This is a genomic window from Rhodococcus sp. A14 (assembly GCF_011603105.1).
GTDB lineage: Bacteria > Actinomycetota > Actinomycetes > Mycobacteriales > Mycobacteriaceae > Rhodococcus_F > Rhodococcus_F opacus.
Genome location: NZ_JAAOQS010000009.1, coordinates 96,926 through 117,427, shown reverse-complemented (window position 1 = coordinate 117,427; position 20,502 = coordinate 96,926). Strand labels below are relative to the sequence as shown.

The 20,502-nt window shown below is 68.4% G+C and carries 21 protein-coding genes; 18 read left to right on the top strand and 3 right to left on the bottom strand.

The features are described from left to right. Positions 1-2: 2 nt before the first annotated feature. Positions 3-650, bottom strand: coding sequence for an isochorismatase family protein (locus G9373_RS07880; RefSeq protein ID WP_120660476.1), 648 nt, complete (start codon positions 648-650; stop codon positions 3-5). Between the two features lie 223 nt (positions 651-873). Here G9373_RS07880 and G9373_RS07875 point away from each other — a divergent pair, with 223 nt between their 5' ends. The 12 genes from G9373_RS07875 (at position 874) to G9373_RS07820 (ending at position 11,638) form a co-directional block, all read left to right on the top strand. Further along, positions 874-1,470, top strand: coding sequence for a DUF4178 domain-containing protein (locus tag G9373_RS07875; protein ID WP_005261361.1), 597 nt, complete (start codon positions 874-876; stop codon positions 1,468-1,470). After that, positions 1,467-1,970 (top strand): DUF2617 family protein, encoded by a 504-nt coding sequence (locus G9373_RS07870; RefSeq protein WP_005569529.1) that lies wholly within the window; start codon positions 1,467-1,469, stop codon positions 1,968-1,970. The genes G9373_RS07875 and G9373_RS07870 overlap by 4 nt, the downstream gene beginning before the upstream one ends. Continuing rightward, the gene (locus G9373_RS07865; protein WP_005569530.1) at positions 1,958-2,380 is read left to right on the top strand and encodes a DUF4247 domain-containing protein; all 423 of its coding nucleotides are present in this window, start codon (positions 1,958-1,960) and stop codon (positions 2,378-2,380) included. Before G9373_RS07870 ends, G9373_RS07865 begins: the two co-directional genes overlap by 13 nt. A gap of 28 nt (positions 2,381-2,408) precedes the next feature. Further along, positions 2,409-2,879, top strand: a complete 471-nt coding sequence (locus tag G9373_RS07860; protein ID WP_005251488.1) for a DUF350 domain-containing protein — start codon at positions 2,409-2,411, stop codon at positions 2,877-2,879. A 4-nt stretch (positions 2,880-2,883) separates the two neighbouring features. Next, positions 2,884-4,455: a polyamine aminopropyltransferase gene (locus G9373_RS07855; RefSeq protein ID WP_133985092.1), complete on the top strand. Its 1,572-nt coding sequence runs from the start codon at positions 2,884-2,886 to the stop codon at positions 4,453-4,455. A 133-nt stretch (positions 4,456-4,588) separates the two neighbouring features. Then, positions 4,589-5,143, top strand: coding sequence for a MarR family transcriptional regulator (locus tag G9373_RS07850; protein WP_005261372.1), 555 nt, complete (start codon positions 4,589-4,591; stop codon positions 5,141-5,143). Positions 5,144-5,242: 99 nt separating this feature from the next. After that, a complete protein-coding gene (locus G9373_RS07845) occupies positions 5,243-6,442 on the top strand; it encodes a homogentisate 1,2-dioxygenase domain-containing protein (RefSeq protein ID WP_005569532.1) in 1,200 nt (399 codons plus the stop codon). After that, positions 6,439-7,296 carry a hypothetical protein gene (locus tag G9373_RS07840; protein ID WP_120660477.1) on the top strand — a complete coding sequence of 286 codons (858 nt, stop codon included), beginning with the start codon at positions 6,439-6,441 and terminating at the stop codon, positions 7,294-7,296. Before G9373_RS07845 ends, G9373_RS07840 begins: the two co-directional genes overlap by 4 nt. Continuing rightward, on the top strand, positions 7,293-8,474 hold the full coding sequence (fahA, locus tag G9373_RS07835) for a fumarylacetoacetase (protein ID WP_133985090.1): 1,182 nt from the start codon (positions 7,293-7,295) through the stop codon (positions 8,472-8,474). Before G9373_RS07840 ends, fahA begins: the two co-directional genes overlap by 4 nt. A gap of 43 nt (positions 8,475-8,517) precedes the next feature. Then, complete coding sequence (locus G9373_RS07830; RefSeq protein WP_005569535.1) at positions 8,518-9,300, top strand: enoyl-CoA hydratase; 783 nt, start codon at positions 8,518-8,520, stop codon at positions 9,298-9,300. Positions 9,301-9,460: 160 nt separating this feature from the next. Beyond that, positions 9,461-10,069 carry a hypothetical protein gene (locus G9373_RS07825; protein WP_043791242.1) on the top strand — a complete coding sequence of 203 codons (609 nt, stop codon included), beginning with the start codon at positions 9,461-9,463 and terminating at the stop codon, positions 10,067-10,069. A 45-nt stretch (positions 10,070-10,114) separates the two neighbouring features. Continuing rightward, positions 10,115-11,638 (top strand): acyl-CoA synthetase, encoded by a 1,524-nt coding sequence (locus G9373_RS07820; protein ID WP_054245499.1) that lies wholly within the window; start codon positions 10,115-10,117, stop codon positions 11,636-11,638. Here G9373_RS07820 and G9373_RS07815 read toward each other — a convergent pair whose 3' ends face one another. Further along, complete coding sequence (locus G9373_RS07815) at positions 11,639-12,673, bottom strand: LacI family DNA-binding transcriptional regulator (RefSeq protein WP_054245498.1); 1,035 nt, start codon at positions 12,671-12,673, stop codon at positions 11,639-11,641. 147 nt (positions 12,674-12,820) lie between these two features. Between G9373_RS07815 and G9373_RS07810 the strand changes: the two genes are divergently transcribed. The 6 genes from G9373_RS07810 (at position 12,821) to G9373_RS07785 (ending at position 19,680) form a co-directional block, all read left to right on the top strand. Further along, a complete protein-coding gene (locus G9373_RS07810; RefSeq protein ID WP_005261379.1) occupies positions 12,821-13,993 on the top strand; it encodes an acyl-CoA dehydrogenase family protein in 1,173 nt (390 codons plus the stop codon). After that, positions 13,990-15,144: a CoA transferase gene (locus tag G9373_RS07805; protein WP_065492146.1), complete on the top strand. Its 1,155-nt coding sequence runs from the start codon at positions 13,990-13,992 to the stop codon at positions 15,142-15,144. Before G9373_RS07810 ends, G9373_RS07805 begins: the two co-directional genes overlap by 4 nt. A gap of 138 nt (positions 15,145-15,282) precedes the next feature. Then, the gene (locus G9373_RS07800) at positions 15,283-16,650 is read left to right on the top strand and encodes an MFS transporter (protein ID WP_005261381.1); all 1,368 of its coding nucleotides are present in this window, start codon (positions 15,283-15,285) and stop codon (positions 16,648-16,650) included. Between the two features lie 15 nt (positions 16,651-16,665). Further along, the gene (locus tag G9373_RS07795) at positions 16,666-17,325 is read left to right on the top strand and encodes a response regulator transcription factor (protein WP_005261382.1); all 660 of its coding nucleotides are present in this window, start codon (positions 16,666-16,668) and stop codon (positions 17,323-17,325) included. Position 17,326: 1 nt separating this feature from the next. Further along, positions 17,327-18,742 carry a HAMP domain-containing sensor histidine kinase gene (locus G9373_RS07790; RefSeq protein ID WP_005261383.1) on the top strand — a complete coding sequence of 472 codons (1,416 nt, stop codon included), beginning with the start codon at positions 17,327-17,329 and terminating at the stop codon, positions 18,740-18,742. Beyond that, positions 18,739-19,680 (top strand): TAXI family TRAP transporter solute-binding subunit, encoded by a 942-nt coding sequence (locus tag G9373_RS07785; RefSeq protein WP_054245493.1) that lies wholly within the window; start codon positions 18,739-18,741, stop codon positions 19,678-19,680. The genes G9373_RS07790 and G9373_RS07785 overlap by 4 nt, the downstream gene beginning before the upstream one ends. Before the next feature lie 26 nt (positions 19,681-19,706). On the opposite strand, the gene G9373_RS07780 is transcribed toward G9373_RS07785, so the two are convergent. Beyond that, positions 19,707-20,471, bottom strand: coding sequence for a trans-aconitate 2-methyltransferase (locus G9373_RS07780; protein WP_005261385.1), 765 nt, complete (start codon positions 20,469-20,471; stop codon positions 19,707-19,709). Positions 20,472-20,502 lie beyond the last annotated feature (31 nt).

The following is a 20,502-nucleotide window of genomic DNA, read 5'->3' as shown; positions in this document are numbered from 1 at the left end:
ATTCAGCCGACTTCGAGCGGAGACAGCGCGGAGACCAGCGCGTCCGTCGTGGTCACCGAACCGCAGCGCTTCGCCGCGTAGGTGAGGGCCATGAGGTGCTCGTCACGGCTGAAATCCGCGGTCGCGTCGGAGACCAGGAACGGCTGCACGTCCGACATGAACGCCTCGGCGGCACTCAACATGCAGCCCATGTGCGTGTAGACGCCCGTGACGATCAGCTGGTCGCGGCCGTGGTGGCCGAGCAGCTGCCGGAGGTCGGTGCGCTGGAACGCCGAATACCGCCATTTGGTCACCTGGATGTCGCCCTCGCGGGGAGCGAGCGGCTCGACCACCTCGGTGTCCCGACCCGACGTCAATCCGGGGCCCCAGAAGTCGGCGAGGATGCCGCGACGCGACGGGTGCTGGTCGCCCGGCTGCATCGTGTGGATCACGGGAATTCCGGCTTCCGAGCACAGTTCGCGGATCCGGACCATGTTCGCCATCGCAGTAGACATCGGCTCCGCACGCACGTCGTACGCGTCGATGAAGTAGTTCTGCATGTCGTGGACCAGCAGTGCGGAACGCCGAGGGTCGAGGCGCCAGGACACCTTCGATTCGGGGACCTCGTGGATCTCCGGGATCGTGTAGGTCGAAATGGGGGGGATGGCCATATGGTTCCTCACTGTCGGTCTTGTCGACGTCTGGGCGAATGCCGTGCGAATCTCGGTGAACGACAGCGCTCCGCTCCACCGCTCGCGCGTTCGGTTAGGCTAGCCTTTGCTACCAGGCTCTGCAATCGCTAGGTGTCTGGGCGCGCGGCGCACAGTAAGGTGACTGAGCGGTGGGGGCCGGGCACTGGCCTCCCGTGCCGAAGCCGCTGACCAGGAGAGACTGTTGACCACGCTGCTGTTACTGCTGCTGATCGTCGTCGTGATCGTGGGCATCGTGCTGATCCTGCGAAATCGGGCCGGGAAGAAGTCCACTCCTGCTGCCCGGGTCGATCCGCTCGCCGACTACCCGGAGGTCTACGACCCGTACAAGATCGGAGTCGGCGACATCATCACGTACGCCGGAATCGATCACGTCGTGCGCGGCACCATCACCCTCGACGAAGAGGGATACATCTGGCACGAACACCTCCTCGACGGGTCGACCGGTCAGCGGTGGCTGACCGTCGAGAACGACGAGGGGAACCTCGACATGACGCTGTGGATGCGCCGCGAGGGCACGGGCCTCGAACCGGGCGGTGACGTGATCCTCGACGACAGGGTGCATCGGCAGATCGAGCGCGGCACCGCGTCGTTCACCGCGGAAGGCACCACCGGAACCGCACCTCAGGGCATCGTCGACTACGCCGACTACGAGACGGCCGACAAGACCGGCCTGCTGTCCTTCGAGCGCTGGGCGCGAACGCAGTCGTGGGAGGTCTCCACGGGCCGTGCCGTCACGCGCGGTGAACTCACCGTGATCCATTCCGGTCCGCCGCAGTGACACTGCACGTCCTCGACATCGAGTCGCGCGATGTGACGGCCGAGGCGCTCGGTCTCGTCGTGAACGCCGAAACACCGCGCCCGCTGGCCGAACTCACCATCACGCACGGTGACGACCGAGTGACACTCGCGGTTCTCGGGGCGTCGCACGCGGTGACGGCGTCCGCGGCGGGCAGCCGAATCACCGAACAGGTCTCGTGCGACGCGGTCCAGGCAGGCGGCAGGCCGCTGCCCATATCCGACAGCGCGAGCGGGTACCGGTTCCACTCGACCACCGACACCGTCGACCGCACCCACCTCGAGCAGACCGCCGACTGGCTGCGGCGTCAGGCCACCGAGGTGGACGGGTGGATCTGCGGGGCGTTCCCCGGTGACCACACCGCGCTGACCGCGCTCACGGCGGCCAAAGACTCGGGCGGATGGGTCTGGCAGACCTGGCATCTGTACCCAGGAGACAAAGGCGGGGTGATCGTGAAAACTCGAAGCAGGTGGCAGCCGTGAGCCGGTTCAGTGCGCGCGTGCGGCTCGCCCCGATGCTGCTCCTGGTGTTGGCCGCGACCGCGTGCGGCGGCGGCGTCCGCGACTACATCGCCGACACCTACGCCCTGCAGAACACCGCGGACGACGCGAAGACGTACACGTCGAACGACCCCGTGGGGACGACCGTCTCGAACATCGTCGCCGAAGAGGACCCGGCGGCGCGGAAGGCCGACGGCGGCAGCGAATACCTGCGCTACGACGACGACATCGTCACGGTCAGCGCCGGGCCGGGTGGCGGCAGCCTCGTCCGCGTCGAAGACATCGACGGCCGGTACAGGAGTGGCGGGTTCGCCTATCTGGGGCCCGGTTTCAACCCCGGTTCACCGGCAGGCGGCGCCAGCGGCAGCGGCGGATCCGGGAGCGCGAAATGACAGAGAACACTCGACTGGGGAGAAGCGCGTGAACACCACCTACACGGCGGCAGCAACGGAAATCGGCAGCGTCGACGTCGGACTGCTCGCCGTCGGCATGCTCGGCACCCTGGCGTACTTCGTCATCGGCATCGCCGTCCTCGGAGTCGGCTTCGCGGTACTCGACCTCGCCACCCCCGGCAATCTCCGGCACCAGGTGTACGTCGACAAGAACCCCAACGCGGCAATCCTGCTGGCGTCGAATCATCTCGCCCTCGCCGTCGTCGTGGTCACGGCGATCCTCACCAGCTCCGACGGATTCGCGCAGGGACTCGCCGACTCCGCGGTCTACGGCCTCTTCGGTGTGCTGCTGCAGGTCATCGCACTGCGTCTGATGAACCTGCTGTTGCCGGGGCAACTCGTCGGTCTGGTCGGGAACCCGCAGATGTGCGGTGCCGCATGGGCGGTCGGTGCGAGCCTCTTCGCCATCGGCCTCGTGAACGCCGCCGCACTCACCTGATCTCGTGACGACCACCGCGGCAGAGCCGAATACCTCCACCACCCGCGCGCTCGGCGGGCGGGCCAGGGCGTTCCTGCTCGCCGCGGTGGCCGCCTGTGCGGCGTGCGGGCTGATCTACGAACTGGCCCTGCTGACACTGTCGGTCAGTCTGACCGGCGGCGGGATCACCCAGACGTCGCTGATCGTCGCGGGTTTCGTGGCCGCACTCGGAGTGGGGGCCCTCGCCGCCAAGCCGCTGCTCTCCACCGCGGCCGCGTCGTTCGTGGTCGTCGAGATCGTCCTCGGGCTCGTCGGCGGGTTCAGCGCGGTGACGCTGTACGTCACCTTTACGTTCTTCGGTTCCAGCGCAATCGTTCTGGTGCTCGCCACCGCACTGATCGGTGTGCTGGTGGGCGCCGAGGTGCCGCTGCTGATGACGCTGCTGCAGTCGGGCCGCAGCGACACCGACGCCGAGAGCACCGGAAAAGTGCTGGCAAACCTCAACGCCGCCGACTACGCAGGCGCCCTGGTCGGGGGCCTGCTCTGGCCGTTCGTCCTGCTGCCGGTCGCCGGGATGATCCGCGGCGCCGCCATCACCGGCATCATCAACCTCGTTGCCGCCGCGGTGGTGGCGCTGATCCTGCTGCGGTGGCAGCTGAGCTTGCGCACCCGGCTGCTCGCCGTCGTGGCAATGCTCGTCGCCGCCGCATGCATCGCGGTGCTGCTGGTGCGCGCCGACGGCATCGAGACCACGTCGCGGCAACGGCTCTACACCGACCCGGTGGTCGCCGCGGAAAGGTCGCAGTACCAGGAGATCGTCGTCACCGAGCGCGGGGGAGACGTGCGGCTCTTCCTCGACGGCGACCTCCAGTTCTCCAGCGTCGACGAACATCGGTACACCGAATCGCTGGTATACCCCGCGATGGCCGCCGACCCGAAACGGGTGCTGATCCTCGGCGGGGGCGACGGCCTCGCCGCCCGGGAGGTCCTGCGACTGCCCGGGGTCCAGGAGATCGTGCAGGTGGAACTCGACCCTGCGGTCGTCGAACTCGCGAACACCCGGTTGTCCGGGCTGAATCAGGGGGCATTGCAGGACCCGCGGGTGCACGTCGTCCTCGACGACGCATTCCGGTGGCTACGCGACGCACCCGACTCGGGATTCGACGCCGTCATCGTCGACCTCCCCGACCCGGACACCCCGGCGCTCGGACGCCTGTACTCCACCGAGTTCTACGGTCTCGCCGCCGCCGCCCTGAACCCCGGCGGACTGATGGTGGTGCAGTCGGGAAGCCCCTATTCGACGCCGGACGCGTACTGGCGCACCACATCGACGGTCGCGTCCGCGGGTCTGGCCGTCACGCCGTACCACGTGCTGGTGCCGAGTTTCGGGGACTGGGGTTACGTCCTCGCCCGGCGCGGACCCGAACCGCCGGCCCTGCGCCTACCCCGCGACGTCCCCGAACTGCGCTTCCTCGACGAGCCGACCCTCGCCGCGTCCGCGATCTTCCCGCGCGACCGTCCCCGCCGCGAACTCGAGCCCTCCACCCTCGACCGCCCGCGCATCGTCGACGACATGCGGAAGGGCTACGAGCGCTGACGCGCCCGTGAGTACTTCTTAACCGCCGGGCGTTAATAAGTACTCACAGGCCGAAGGCATATAGTTCATGGATATACTAAATGCGGAGATGGCGGGCACTGGGCCCGCCACCGGCTCGCGATAGGGTTCCCCCATGACCGATGACGCAGCGCCGGTGCCCGTCGAGGTGCCCGACGGCCTCGACTTCTGGTCGTTCATCGAACTGGCGAACAGGCGCCTGAGCACGGAATACGGCTCGACGCACGAACTCGCCACCCAGGTGCTTCTGACGTTGAACCGCGCGTCGAACGTGGTGACGTACGACCTGGAGTCGTCGATTCACCGTCCGCGCGGGCTGTCGTGGTCGGCGTTCCGGCTGATGTTCGTGACGTGGCTGGCCGGCCCCGTCGAGTCGAAGACGGCGGCCAAACTCACCGGCATGAGCAGGGCTGCGGTCTCGAATCTGACGAAGACGCTGGTCGGTGGCGGTCTGATGGAGCGGACTCCGGACGAGCGGGACGGCCGGTCCGTCCAGCTGTCGCTCACCGAGAAGGGCCGGAGCGAGATCGGTGAGATCTACCGTGAGCAGAACGAGCGGGAACATGCCTGGGCGAGTGTTCTCACCGAACCGGAGCAGCGCATTCTCGTCATGCTGCTGGACAAGCTGATCACCAATCGCAGCCAGTTCGACGTCCGCGGTCGTAACTGAGCCTGCTGTGCCTCCCGGAAAATCTGTGCTTGCTATCACGCCCGCAATTTAGTTAATGTGTTTACTACTACGGAACACGCACTTCTAGGGAGGCCGGTCATGGCGTTCTATCGGCACGTGGGCAACATCCCGCCCAAGCGGCACACCCAGCACCGTGACGACAACGGTCAGCTCTACTTCGAGGAATTGATGGGAGAAGAGGGCTTCTCCTCCGACTCCTCACTGCTCTACCACCGCCACATCCCGTCGGCGATCGTCGATGCCACCGTGTGGGAGCTGCCCGACCAGAGCACGACTCCCAATCATCCGCTCAAGCCGCGCCACCTGAAGTTGCACGACCTGTTCCCCGAGACGGTCTGGGCCGACACCGATGTGGTCACCGGACGACGGTTGATCCTCGGCAACGCGGACGTCCGCATCTCCTACGTGGTCGCCGGCAAGGAGTCGCCGCTGTACCGCAACGCGATCGGCGACGAGATGGTCTACGTCGAATCCGGCGCCGCCACCGTCGAAACCGTGTTCGGCGCGCTCGAGGCGAAGCAGGGCGACTACGTTCTCATTCCGATGTCGACCACCCACCGCTGGATCCCGCGCGGCCCGGAACCGTTGCGCGCCTACGCGATGGAGGCCAACAGTCACATCGTCCCGCCGAAGCGTTACCTGTCCCGGTTCGGCCAGTTGCTCGAGAACGCACCCTACTGCGAGCGCGACCTGCACGGGCCGTCCGACACGTTGCAGGTCGAGGGCGCCGACGTGGAGGTGCTCGTCAAGCACCGCACGTCGCACGGGATCGTCGGCACGCGAATGGTGTACCCGCAGCATCCCTTCGACGTCGTGGGCTGGGACGGGTGCCTCTACCCCTACACGTTCAACATCTCCGACTACGAGCCCATCACCGGTCGCGTGCACCAGCCGCCGCCGGCGCATCAGGCGTTCGAGGGCAACAACTTCGTCATCTGCAACTTCGTGCCCCGCAAGGTCGACTACCACCCGCTGTCGATTCCGGTGCCGTACTACCACTCGAACGTCGACTCCGACGAGATCATGTTCTACGTCGGCGGAGACTACGAGGCGCGCAAGGGTTCCGGCATCGGCCAGGGTTCGATCTCGATTCACCCCGGCGGGCATGCGCACGGTCCGCAGCCGGGCGCGTACGAACGCAGCATCGGGGCCGAGTTCTTCGACGAACTCGCCGTCATGGTCGACACGTTCCGCCCGCTCGAACTCGGCGAGGGTGCAGTGGCCTGCGAGGACTCGGGCTACGCGTGGACGTGGGCAGGACGGGGGCCCAAGCAGTGATCTCCGCCCTCTTCGCCGGCCTCTGCGACGACGCCGCACTCTTCCCGCCCGGTAACGCACCCCTGCCCGACGCCGTGCCCGCGCACGCCAGGCATTTGTCGGCGCCGTACGCGGACCTGGTCGGTCCCTTCGTCTTTCCGGTCGCCCGGCTCGACGAACTGACACCCGGTGCGCTCGATCTGAGCCTGACGCTGCCCGGCGGCCCGGCCACGCTCGAACCCGCACTGGACCGCCTCGCGCAGATCGACGGTGCCACCGCGGTGGCACTCGAGATCGCGGTGCCGGCCGAGCAGGCGGCCGCGGAGTTCTTCGCCGCGATGGACGCCGTCGAGACGCTGGCCGCCGGACTCGACGTGTTCGTGGAGGTTCCGCGCGGCGAGCGTCGCGCCGATTTCCTCGCCGCGCTGACCGGTAGCCAGTTCGCGGCCAAGTTCCGCACGGGAGGCGTGGTCGCCGAGGCCTACCCGGACGGGGACGAACTCGCGTCCGCCCTCGCCACCGTCATCGCGTCGGGCGTTCCGTTCAAGGCCACGGCCGGGCTGCACCACGCCGTCCGCAACACCGATCCGCACACGGGGTTCGAACAGCACGGTTTCCTCAACGTGCTGCTCGCCACCCGGCACGCACTCGGCGGCGCCGGTGTCGACGAGGTGGCCGCCACCCTCGCCGAACGTGACGGCGCACTGCTCGCCCGCGCACTGCGCGACCTCCCGGCCGACGTCGTCGGCGCCGTTCGCACCGCCTTCCGATCCTTCGGCACGTGCAGCATCCTCGAACCCCTCGAGGATCTCGTCGCACTGAACCTCGTGCCGTCTTCCGCCCTCGCCTCCGCAGATCAAGGAGCCCACGCATGACCGTCCTCGACATCCCCGCCGATTCCCTCTTCGGGATCGAGAACCTGCCGTACGGCGTGTTCTCGACCGCCGACTCGGCCCCACGGGTCGGAGTGCGGGTGGGAGATTCCGTCGTGGATCTCGCCGCCGCCCTGGGTGACGACGTCTTCGCGCAGCCCACCCTCAACGCCTTCATGGCGCAGGGCCGGGCCCGCTGGACCGAGGTCCGCAGGCAGATCACCGAACTCGTGCAGGGCGACGTCGCCGACACCGCGGTGTTCGCGGTTTCCGACGTGACCATGCACCTGCCGGTGGCCGTCGCCGACTACGTCGACTTCTACGCCTCCGAGAATCACGCCACCAACCTCGGCCGACTGTTCCGCCCCGACTCCGAGCCGCTGATGCCCAACTGGAAGCACCTGCCGGTCGGGTACCACGGGCGGTCGAGCACCGTCATCGTGTCGGGCATCGACGTCATCCGGCCCTGCGGGCAGCGCAAGACCCCGGCTCAGGACGCCCCCGACTTCGGGCCGTCCCGCCGCCTCGACATCGAGGCCGAGATGGGATTCCTCGTCGGCGTCCCGACGAAGCTGGGGGAGACCATCACCCCGGATCAGTTCGCGGAGCACGTGTTCGGTGCGGTCGTCGTGAACGACTGGTCAGCCCGCGACATCCAGGCCTGGGAGTACGTGCCGCTCGGCCCGTTCCTCGGGAAGAGCTTCGCGACGTCCATCTCCCCGTGGGTGGTTCCCCTCGACGCGCTCGAGGCGGCCCGCATCGACACCCCGACGCAGGATCCGCAGCCGCTGCCGTACCTGCGCGGCGAGGAGAAGTGGGGCCTGGACATCGACCTGGCCGTCGAATGGAACGGACACGTCGTGTCGCGGCCGCCGTACGCGCAGATGTACTGGTCGCCGGCGCAGATGCTCGCCCACACCACCGTCAACGGCGCCGCCGCCAGCACGGGCGACCTGTTCGCGTCGGGCACCATCTCCGGACCCGAGAAGGATCAGCGCGGCGCGTTCATCGAACTGACCTGGGGTGGACAGGAACCCGTCGTCGTGGGGGACGAGAAGCGCACGTTCCTCGAGGACGGCGACGAGATCGCCATCTCCGCCACCGCGCCGGGCCCGAACGGCACCCGCATCGGCTTCGGCGAGGTGCGGGCCCGCATAGCTCCACCCGTGAGTACTTGTTAACCGCGGGCGGTTGACAAGTACTCACGGGTGGTAGGCAGTAGTCATGACCGAGAACTTCGTCGAGACCACTGCCGAGCCGGACACCGGCGTCGCGTTCCTCACCCTGAACCGCCCCGAGCAGCGCAATCCGCTGTCGTCCGAGGCCATGCGGGACGTCACCGCGGCGCTCCGAAAGCTGGGCGACGACGACACCACGCGCGTCGTCGTCATCAGGGCTGCAGGACCGGTGTTCTCCGCAGGCCACGACCTGAAGGAGATGATCGGCCGCACACTCGAGGACGAGCAGGCCATCTTCGACACCTGCGTCGAGATGATGCAGACCGTGCAGGACATTCCCCAACCGGTCATCGCGTCCGTCCAGGGCGCGGCGGTCGCGGCGGGCTGTCAGCTCGCGGCGTCGTGCGACCTGGTCGTCGCGTCGTCGAACGCCGTGTTCGGGACGCCGGGGGTGAAGATCGGCCTGTTCTGCTCCACTCCGATGGTGGCCCTCAGCCGCGCGATCGGACGTAAGCGCGCCCTGCAGATGCTGCTCACCGGTGAGACGATCGGGGCGGAGACCGCCGCCGACTGGGGGCTGGTGAACCTGGTCGTGGCACCCGAGGAACTCGACGCGCAGACCCGGGCTCTCGCCGCGAAGATCACGAAGGCCAGCCCGCTCACGGTGAAAATCGGCAAGCAGGCGTTCTACCGGCAGATCGAGCTCCCTCAAGGCGAGGCCTACGCGGCGATGGCGGAGACGATGGCCACCAACGCGATCACATGCGACGCCCAGGAGGGCATGCAGGCGTTCGTCGACAAGCGCACACCGCAGTGGCAGGGAAAATAGCGCGCGCTGTCTGCATTGCGCGGTCCAGCGAACCGGCGAAGTATTGACCGTGCAGTGGCTGCGGCCGCGGGCCGTCGGTGCCCGCTGACGGTGGACCGCGACGGGTCGGTCACCGAGATCGTTCTCACTGCGGGGCGACCCCCGCGGGAGGTGACTATCGATGTTCATCCAGGTTATTCAAGGAAAGGTGTCCGACGAGGCCGGCCTGCGCCGGTGCATGGACCGCTGGACGGAGGACGTGCGACCGGGAGCGACGGGCTTCCTGGGCTGCACCCAAGGATTGTGCGACGACGGAACGTTCATCGCCCTCGCGCGGTTCGAATCGGCCGAAGCCGCCCGGCGAAACAGCGAGCGTCCCGAGCAGGGCGCGTGGTGGGCAGAGACCGAGAGGTGCTTCGAGGGTGCCGTGTCGTTCATGGACTGCCCGGACGTGATGGAGTGGATGGGTGGTGGCTCGGACGACGCGACATTCGTTCAGGTCATGGAGGGGCACACCTCCGACGCGAGTCGGATGCGGGAGCTGCTGGAACAGGCCGAACCCCAGGTTCATCAGCTGCGCCCGGAGATCCTCGGCGGAACGTTGTGCACGTACGGCGACGGCGGGTATGTCGAGGCGGTGTACTTCACCTCGGAATCGGAGGCCCGCGAGCACGAGAAGGTCGAGATCCCGGACGACCTGCGGTCGTTGTTCGAGGAAGAGGGGCGGTTGATGGGCGACGTGTCGTACTACGACATGCACGAGCCGATGTTGGTGCCTGCAAGGCGGTAGCCGAAACCTCCGGCAAGGTACTTGGACGTCCTATAACCTTCGTGCATGAGTCTGGATGCGCGTACCGACACCGTCGACGGAGTGCTGCGGCGCTCGGCCGCCAAGTTCCCCGACCGCCGGGCACTGACGTTCGAAGACCGCACGTGGACGTACCGTGAACTCGACGACGCGGTCAGCCGAGCGGCCGCCTACCTGCAGTCGCTCGGACTGTCGGCCGGTGAGCGGGTGGCCGCGTACGGCACCAACTCGGACGCGTACACGATCGGGTTCCTGGCCTGCGCGCGTGCGGGTCTCGTGCACGTCCCCGTCAACTATGCGCTCGAGGGCGAGGAGCTGACCTATCTGGTGTCGCAGTCCGGGAGCGCCGCCGTGCTGGTCGATCCGGCGCTGAGGGGCACGCTCGACTCGGTCCGGGACGCGCTCGAACTGCGACACGTGGTGCCCCTGCGCGACGCCGAAGACTCGCTTCTCGCCCACAGCGGCTCCGGCGACGTACCCGTGCTCGCGGTGCCGGTCGCGTCCACCGATCTGGCGCAGTTGCTGTACACGTCCGGGACGACGTCGAAGCCGAAGGGCGCCATGATGACTCACGGCGGTCTCGTGCACGAGTACGTGTCCTCGGTGATCGCCCTCGCGCTGAGCGACGGCGACAATCCGCTGATCTGCATGCCGCTGTACCACTCGGCGGGCATGCATGTCTTCATGATGCCGTACCTGTCGGTGGGCGCCACCGTGAATCTGATGCAGACCCCGGACATCCCGGAGATCCTGCGGCGCATCGAGGCGGATCGCATCGGCTCGCTGTTCCTGGCGCCGACGGTGTGGGTGCCGCTCGCCGGACATCCGGATCTCGAGACCCGCGACCTGTCGTCGCTGAAGAAGGCGCAGTACGGCGCGTCGATCATGCCGGTGACGGTGCTGAACAGGCTGCGTGAACGCTACCCCGACCTCGGGTTCTACAACTGCTTCGGACAGTCCGAGATCGGTCCGCTCGCCACGGTGCTGCAGCCCGAGGAACACGAGGAGCGGCCGTCGTCGTGCGGCAAGGCCGTGTTCTTCGTCGAAACGCGGGTGGTGGATCCGGACGGCAACGACGTTCCGGACGGCACGCCCGGTGAGGTGCTCTACCGTTCACCCCAGCTGTGCCTGGGGTACTGGGACAACCCCGACGCCACCGCGGAGGCGTTCCGCGACGGCTGGTTCCACTCGGGCGATCTGGTGACGCGGGACCCGGAGGGGTACATCACCGTCGTCGACCGCATCAAGGACGTCATCAACACCGGCGGCATCCTGGTGGCGTCGCGCGAGGTCGAGGACGCCGTCTACACGCATCCGGACGTGGCCGAGGTGGCCGTCATCGGGACCCCGGACGACAAGTGGATCGAGGCGATCACCGCGGTGGTGGTGCTGCGGGAGAACGCGGCCGGCGTGACGCCGGACGGGTTGATCGCCCACGTCAAGGAGCGCATCGCGCCGTTCAAGGTGCCCAAGCAGGTGGTGTTCGTGGACGAGCTGCCCCGCAACCAGAGCGGGAAGCTTCTCAAACGCGAACTGCGGGCGACGCTCTGACTACTTCCTGGTCGACGCCCGCTCGATCAGCTCGACCGGGAGTTTCACCGATTCCACGTCGTTGCCCGCGATGATCGACAGGAGATGACGCACACCCGTCGCGCCGATCAGGCGCGCGGGTGACCGGACGGTTGTCAGCGGCACCGGCAGCTGGGCGACCACCGGAATGTCGTTGTATCCGACGAGCGCGAGATCTTCGGGGATCCGCAGCCCGAGGTCCCGGGCGACGCCGAGTACGCCGATCGCGATGGTGTCGCTGACGGTGAAGATCGCCTCGGGACGCGAATCCGACTCGAGGAGAACGGTGGCCGCGGCGACACCGCCGGACACGTCGAAGTCGGAGCGGACGACGCGATCCGGGCGGAGTTCGATGCCGTTCTCGGCCAGCGCGTCGCGGAACCCGGCGAGGCGGTCGCGGGAGGTGCTCGCATGGTCGGGGCCTGCGATGACGGCGACCTCGGTGAAGCCGCGGTCGAGGAGATGGCGTCCGGCGAGGTAGCCGCCGCGGTGGTCGTCGCCGGACACGAACGGCAGACCGACGTCGGCGTGCCGGTTGAGCTGCAGCATCGGCAGTGCCCCCACCGACAGCGAGTCGACGAATTCGCGGCCGGGACTGTGCAGGCTGCTGAGCAGCAGACCGTCCACCTGCCTGCTGACGAGGAATTCGATGGCGCGGCGCTGGGCGTCGAGGTCATCGGGTGGGCTCGACAGCAGCACGGAGTAGCCGGCCCGCGTTGCCGTCTCCTCGATGCCCTGGAACATGGTCGCGACCACGCCGTCGGTGAGTCGCGGCATGACGACGCCGAGGGTGGTGGTCTTCCGGGTCCGCAGGCTCGCGGCCCACAGGTTGGGCTGGTAGCCGAGTTCCACCGCCACCTCGCGCACCCGCAGCGCGGCCTCGGACCAGCCGTCGGCGGGTTCGGGCTGCCGGAGCACCCGGGACGCCGTCGACACGTGGACGCCGGCGCGTTCGGCGATCTCGCGGAGGGTAGGCGGACGCCCGGAGGTGCGTGTCGGGCGGTCCGGCTGGTTCACGGGCAATCCTCGCGCTCGGGGACGGGGGCCGGTGGGCGTCGTGGTTGACGGCCGCCGGAACGCGCCTTAGTCTACGTGACGAAATCGTTCGTGCAATCGTTCTCGCGAACGTTTGCACATCAGCCCCACCGGCCCCGTGGAGGAACAATGTCCGACCCGCAGTCCCTGTCCCAGCTGTTCGCCCTCGACTCGCTGCTCGACACCGAGGAGATCGCGATCCGCGACACCGTGCGCCGATTCGCGGACGAGAAGATCCGGCCGCACATCGGCGAATGGTTCGAAGCGGCGGCACTGCCCGTGCGTGAACTGGCGGAAGGGCTGGGCGAACTCGGCGTGCTCGGCATGCACCTCGAGGGATACGGCTGCGCCGGCATGAGCGCCACCGCCTACGGCCTGGCCTGCCTGGAACTCGAGGCCGTCGACTCCGGAATCCGCAGCCTCGTGTCCGTCCAGGGCTCGCTGGCCATGTACGCGATCCACCACTACGGCAGCGAAGACCAGAAGCAGGAATGGCTGCCCCGCATGGCCGCGGGCACGGCGATCGGCTGCTTCGGACTGACCGAGCCCGACTTCGGCTCCAACCCCGCCGGCATGCGCACGGGCGCCAAGCGGGACGGTGACGACTGGATCCTCAACGGCACCAAGATGTGGATCACCAACGGATCCGTCGCCGACGTCGCCGTCGTGTGGGCACGCACCGACGACGGCATCCGCGGATTCGTCGTGCCCACCGACACCCCCGGCTTCTCGGCGCCCGAGATCAAGCACAAGATGTCGCTGCGGGCGTCCGTCACCTCGGAACTCGTGCTCGAGGACGTCCGGCTGCCCGAATCCGCGATGCTGCCCGAGGCCAAGGGACTGTCCGGTCCGCTGGGCTGCCTCAACGAGGCACGGTTCGGCATCATCTTCGGTGCGATGGGCGCCGCCCGCGACTGCCTCGAATCCGCCATCTCCTACGCGCAGGACCGTCAGGTCTTCGACAAGTCGCTCGCCGCTTACCAGATCACGCAGGTCAAGATCGCCGACATGGCCCTCGAGGTCGGTAAGGGCCACCTGCTCGCGTACCACCTCGGACGTCTCAAGGATCGCGGCGTGGCGCGTCCCGAGCAGGTCAGCACGGGCAAGCTGAACAACGTCCGCGAGGCCATCGCCATCGCCCGCGAGTGCCGGACCATCCTCGGCGCCAACGGAATCACACTGGAATACCCCGTGATCCGTCACGCCAACAACCTCGAGTCCGTGCTCACCTACGAGGGAACGTCCGAGGTGCACCAGCTCGTGATCGGCAAGGCGCTGACGGGCGAGGCAGCGTTCCGGTGAGCAGGTCGCTCGAGTCGGCTGGGAGCGCATCCCTGGACGGCCTGCTGATCGCCGACTTCGGACGGGTGCTCGCCGGGCCGTACGCCACGATGCTGCTCGCCGATCTCGGCGCCGACGTCGTCAAGATCGAGCGCGCCGGCGTCGGGGACGACACCCGGCAGTGGGGGCCGCCGTGGGTGGGCGACGAATCCACCTACTTCCAGTCCGTCAACCGCAACAAGCGGTCCTTCGCCTGGGATCTGCGTGACCCCGCCGACCTGCAGCAGGCGCAGGAACTGACCGCCCGGGCCGACGTGGTGGTGGAGAACTTCCTTCCCGGCACGATGGACCGGCTCGGGCTCGGCTACGACGCCGTGCGGGAGATCAATCCCGACGTCGTCTACTGCTCGGTGACCGGGTTCGGCGGCCAGAACGACCTGCCCGGATACGACCTGCTCATCCAGGCCGTCGGCGGGTTGATGAGCATCACCGGTCCCGAACCCGGCGTTCCGACGAAGGTCGGGGTGGCCGTCGTCGACATCATCACCGGACTGCACGCCGCGGTCGGGATCCTGGCGGCGCTGCGTCACCGTGATCGCACCGGGGAGGGGCAGCGGGTCGAGGTGAATCTGCTGTCGTCGCTGCTGTCCGCCCTCGCGAACCAGACGTCGGGGTATGTGGGCGCCGGTGTCGTCCCGCAGGCGATGGGCAACCGGCACCCCAGCATCGCGCCGTACGAGGTCTTCCGGACCGGCGACCGTCCGCTGGTGCTGGCGGTGGGGAACAACCGTCAGTTCGCCTCTCTCGTCGAGGTTCTCGGTGTGCCCGAACTCGCCGACGACGAGCGGTACGCGACCAACACGCAACGGGTGGCGCACCGCGAGCAACTGGTCCGGGACATCACCGCGGCGCTGTCCGCGGGCTCGGCCGACGAGTGGTTCGAGAAGCTGACCGCGCAGGGTGTCCCGTGCGGCCCGCTCAACGACATCGCCGACGCTGTGGCGCTCGCCGAGCGGCTCGGGCTGAATCCGGTGGTCGAGATCGACGACCCCCGCAGGGACCGGCCCGTGCGTCAGGTGGCGAACCCGATCCGGCTCAGCGCCACCCCGGCGAGCTATCGCAGCGCGCCGCCGCGGCTCGGCGAGGACACCCCAGCCGTGAGTACTTGTTAACGTCCCGCGGTTAACAAGTACTCACGGGGGCTCTTCCCTAAGGGAGTGTTAGGAAGGCTCCGCGGCCCTTCCGTATCGATGTGACGTGACCCACTGTGGTGTGAACGCAGAGATCCAGGGCATCGAGAGGAGTCCCGCGTGAGCACCACATCGACGGGTGAGCGCCGAGTCATCGGCAATGTTTTGAAAGGTTCGGTCGGCAACCTGATCGAATGGTACGACTGGTACGTCTACGCGGCGTTCAGTGTGTACTTCGCGAAGGAGTTCTTCCCGGAGGGCGACACCACCGCGCAGCTGCTTTCCACGGCAGCCGTTTTCGCGGTCGGGTTCCTGATGCGGCCGATCGGCGGCTGGATCATGGGACGGTACGCCGACCGGCACGGACGCCGATCGGCGCTCACCCTGTCGGTGACCGTGATGGCGGCGGGTTCGCTCGTCATCGCCGTCACGCCGTCCTACGCGAGCATCGGGCTCGTGGCACCGGTGATGCTGGTGATCGCCCGGATGCTGCAGGGACTGTCGGTCGGCGGCGAGTACGCCACCAGCGCCACGTACCTGGCCGAGGTCGCGTCGCCGGGTCGGCGCGGGTTCTACTCGAGCTTCCAGTACGTCACGCTCGTCGCCGGGCAGCTGATCGCACTGGGTGTGCAGATCATCCTGCAGCTGACGCTGCCTGCGGAGGCCATGCAGTCGTGGGGCTGGCGGATCCCGTTCCTGATCGGCGCCGCCGGTGCCGTCGCGGTGATGTGGCTCCGTCGCACGATGGACGAGTCGGAGGCGTTCACCGACGAGGTGGAGGCGAAGCGTGACGCAGACACCTCGGACGCTGGGCCGAAGGAAGGTTCGCTCCGGATGCTGCTGCAGTACCCCCGCGAGTGCCTGCTGGTGTGCGCCCTGACGCTCGGTGGTTGCGTGGCGTTCTACACGTACACCACGTACATGCAGAAATACATGATCAACACGTCCGGCATCTCCAAGGACACGGTGGCGTGGATCAACTTCGCGGCCCTGCTGGTGTTCATCGTGTTGCAGCCGATCGGCGGCGCATTGTCCGACCGCATCGGTCGCCGGAAGCTGCTCATCTTCTTCGGGATCGGCGGAACCGTCCTGACCGTGCCGCTGATGACCGTGCTCGGGAAGACGACGAACCCCCTGGTCGCGTTCGGCCTGATGATGCTGGGACTGATCGTCGTCACCGGATACACGTCGGTGAACGCGATCGTGAAGACCGAGCTGTTTCCGACCAAGGTCCGCGCGCTCGGGGTCGGGCTGCCGTACGCGCTCACGCTGGCGATCTTCGGCGGAACGGTCGAGACCGTCGCCCTCGCCCTGAAGCGGGCCGGCCACGAATCGCTATTCTTCTACTACGTGACCGGGTGTATCGCGATCTCGCTCGTCGTCTACTTCTTCATGCGTGAGACTTCGGACGGTTCGCCGCTCGACCGGGCGACCAGCCGGGAGGACACCCCGGACGACGACGTCGAGCTGGTCGACTCGCGGAGCTGATCGAAGGGAAGAGAAGTGCAGATCGCGGTGGTCGAGGACGACGACGGAGTCGGCGACGCACTCGTGGAAGCACTGGCCACCCACGGCCACGAGGCGGTGCGCATGCGGCGCGGCTCCGATCTCCTTCTCGGCCATCGCGGTATGGACGCGGTGATCCTCGACCTCGGTCTCCCCGATGCGGACGGCCTGCAGGTGCTCCGGCAGCTGCGGGCCGTCAGCGACGTTCCGGTGGTGATCCTCACCGCCCGCGACGACGAACGGTCGGTGGTGCGGGGACTGCGGGGCGGTGCGGACGACTACCTCGTCAAGCCGGCGCGGCTCGCGGAATTGCTGGCCCGGCTCGACGTCGTGACCCAGCGCCGCCGCGCGACCGCGGCCTCGGCCGAGCAGACGGTCACCGAGGGTGACGTGGTGGTCGATCTGGCGGCACGTGAGGTGGAGGTCGGCGGCGCTCCGGTGGCGTTGACGGCCAAGGAGTTCGAGCTTCTCGAGGTGCTCGTCACCCGTCCCGGCGCCGCCGTGAGTCGCCAGCAACTGATGGATGCGGTGTGGGGCGACGCGTACGTGGCCATCTCACGCACCCTCGACGTGCACATGACCGGGCTGCGCGCGAAACTGGGCCGTCCCGGGCTCATCTCGACCATCCGCGGGTACGGCTACCGCTGGGGCACCTGACGTGCGCCGCCGTGTACTCGCCGTTCTGCTGGTGTTCGCGGCCGTCGCGGTGGTGGCCTTCGCCGTTCCGCTGGCGCTGGCCACCAGCGCCGGGAGAACCCAGGCTCTGCGGCTGAGCCGGGAGGCGGACGCGACGCATTTCGCCAGCCTCGCCGGACAGACCCAGGCGCCCGGGAGTACCACGCTGCTGCGGGAGGAGGTGGCCCGCTACCACGAGTTGTACGGCGAGGGCGTCCTCATCGTCGACGCGAGAGGCAACCTCCGCGCGGGAGCCGGACTGTCGCCGGACGACTCCGACGTCGCCGCGGCGGTCACGGCGGGACTGCGCAACCAGAAGCAGGGGATCAGCGGTTCGCTGACCCCGTGGTCGGCGGACCGTGTCCTGTCGGCCGTACCCGTCGGCACCGGAGCGCAGGTGGACGGTGCCGTGGTCCTGGACGTGTCCACCCGCGCCGCACGTGAATCCATCCGGACGTCGTGGCTGGTGATCGTCGCGGGGGCGCTCGTCGCGCTGGCGGCGGTCACCGCGGTCGCGATCGCGCTGTCCCGGTGGACCGTTCGTCCGCTCGGGGCGCTCACCGCCAGGGTCGGGGCCCTCACCGACGCGGTCCCGTCGCCGCGTCCGCGGGTGCGCCGCAGCACCGGTCGGCCGACCGGCCGGTACAGCGGCCCGCCCGAGGTCCAGGAACTCGCGAAGGCGTTCGACACCATGTCGGGTGCCGTCCAGGCGTCCGGTCAGGCGCAGCGGCAGCTGATCGCCGACACCGCCCATCAGCTTCGAAACCCCCTCGCGGCCCTGCACATCCGGTTGGATTCCCTCGGCCCGCATGTCTCCCAGTCCGGGGCCGAGACCTACCGCCGGACCGGGATGGAGGTCGATCGGCTCGGCGGGATCCTCGACGGACTGCTGGCACTCGCCGTCGCCGAATCGCCCGCGGAATCCGCCGACGACGAGACCGCGCACGGCGGATGCGACGTCGGTGCCGTCCTCGCGGACCGTGCCGACGCCTGGACGGAGGCTCTCGGGGAATCGGCGATGGACCTCGTGCTCCGGGAACCGGCCGAACCGCTGGTCGCCGACTTCCGATCCAGCCACCTGGCGCAGGTCCTGGACGTCCTGCTCAGCAACGCACACAAGTACGCCGGTCGAGGTTCGACGGTCCGGATCGACACGGGACGGTCCGCCGCGGGAATCGAGATCCGGGTGAGCGACGACGGGGTCGGGGTCGGCGAGGACGAGATCGGCAAATTGTCGTCACGCTTCTTCCGCGGGTCCGGGGCGGGGCAGCAGGGCACCGGGCTCGGGCTGTCCATCGCGACCGCGCTCGTCGAAGGCGGCGGTGGGGCGCTGACCATCGCTGCGCAGCAGCCACACGGGCTCCGGGTGACGCTGACCCTTCCGGCGGTGGCGCCGTGATCACGCGACGCGCACTTCTGTGCGGCGTCGTCGCCGTGGGAGCCACCGCGGCCACGGGTTCGGTGCTCGCCGCGTGCTCGGACAGCGGCCGCGATCCGCTGCGGCTCGCCGCCGGTGAGGAGGGCGGATTCTTCTGGGAGTTCGCCCAATTGACGGCCCAGGCCGCGGAGCGTGCCGCACTGCCGGTGAGCATCGTCCCCGTCCGCACCGCGGGGTCGATGGACAATCTGGCGGCGCTGGCATCAGGAGACGCGGAACTGGCTCTGAGCCTCGCCGACGCAGCCGTATCGGCTCTCGAGGCCGGCGCCGGATTCACCGCCATCGGCAAGGTGTACGAGAACTACATGCAACTCGCGGTGCGCGCCGATTCCGGGATCGCGGACACCTCGCAGCTGAGAGGAGCCCGAATCAGCTTGGGTGCCACAGGCTCCGGCGCGGAACTGACGGGCGAGCGGATCCTCGAGGTGCTGGGTCTGGCGGGTGCGGGCGACGTGACCCGTCTGCACCTGTCGATGACCGACGCGGGGCAGGCGCTGCGTGACGGCACCGTCGACGCGGTTCTGTGGGCCGGTGGAGTGCCCACCCCGTCGTTCGCGAATCTCGGAATCCCACTGCGCCTACTCGACCTGTCCGCCGAACTGGAATTGCTGCGGGAGCGGTTCGGCCCGCGCTACGAGCCGGTGCTGATTCCGCCCGGCACGTACGGACAGCAGACGTCGGTCGCGACGATCGGTCTCGCGAACCTGCTGCTCGCCGACCCGGCCGTGTCCGACAGTGCCGCCGGGGCCATCGTCGAGGTGCTCATCGACCACGCGGCGGAACTGGTGCCGGATCAGGCGACCGGCAGCCAGTTCCTGGACCGGCAGTCGCTGATCGTCACCGCGGGGGTTCCGCTGCATCCCGGCGCGGCCGCGGCGTACCGGAGACATCACGGCTGAGCCGGTCGATCACTGCACCTGGTCGATCACTGCACCTGGGCGACGACGAAGATGCGCCGGAACGGGAAGAACGTGCTGCCGTCCGGTCGCCGGGGGTATGCCGCGTCGAGGAGTGGGACGAGCTCGTCGCGGAAGCGGTCCCACTCCGGCGCCGCGAGGGCGTCCTTGACCGGGCGGAGCGCGGTGCCGGTGATCCACTCCAGAACCGGGTTTTCCCCGGTCAGCTGTTGCACGTACGTGGTCTCCCACGCGTCGACGGCACACCCGGCGTCGGCGAGTAGACCGGCGTAGTCGGTGGGATCGTCGACGACCTTGCTCTCGCGGAACGGCACGTCCGGCAGCAACCGGGACCACCGGTCGCTCGAGGCGAGGGCCCGGACGATCGTGTGCGACGGCGCGTCGAAGTTGCCGGGAACCTGCACCGCGATCCACGCCCCCGACGGCAGTTGAGTCGGCCAGCGACGCAACAGCTCCCGGTGTTCGGGCACCCACTGCAGGGCGGCGTTGGAGACGACGACGTCGGTGTCGGGCTCCGGCGTCCAGTCGCGCACGTCCTGCCTGCTGGCGTCGAGGCCGCGTTCACGCGCGGCCTCGACCATCTCGGGTGAGCTGTCGGAGGCCTCGAGGACGGCGTCCGGCCATCGTTCGGCGAGGCTGACGGTCAGGTTTCCCGGACCGCAGCCGAGGTCGACGACGCGGCGCGGTGACCGCGCGTCGACTCGCGACAGCAACTCGTAGAACGGGCGCCCGCGATGGTCCGCGAAGGCGAGGTACTTGTTCGGATCCCACATGTAGTCCTCCTCGCCCGAAACAGTACGCCCA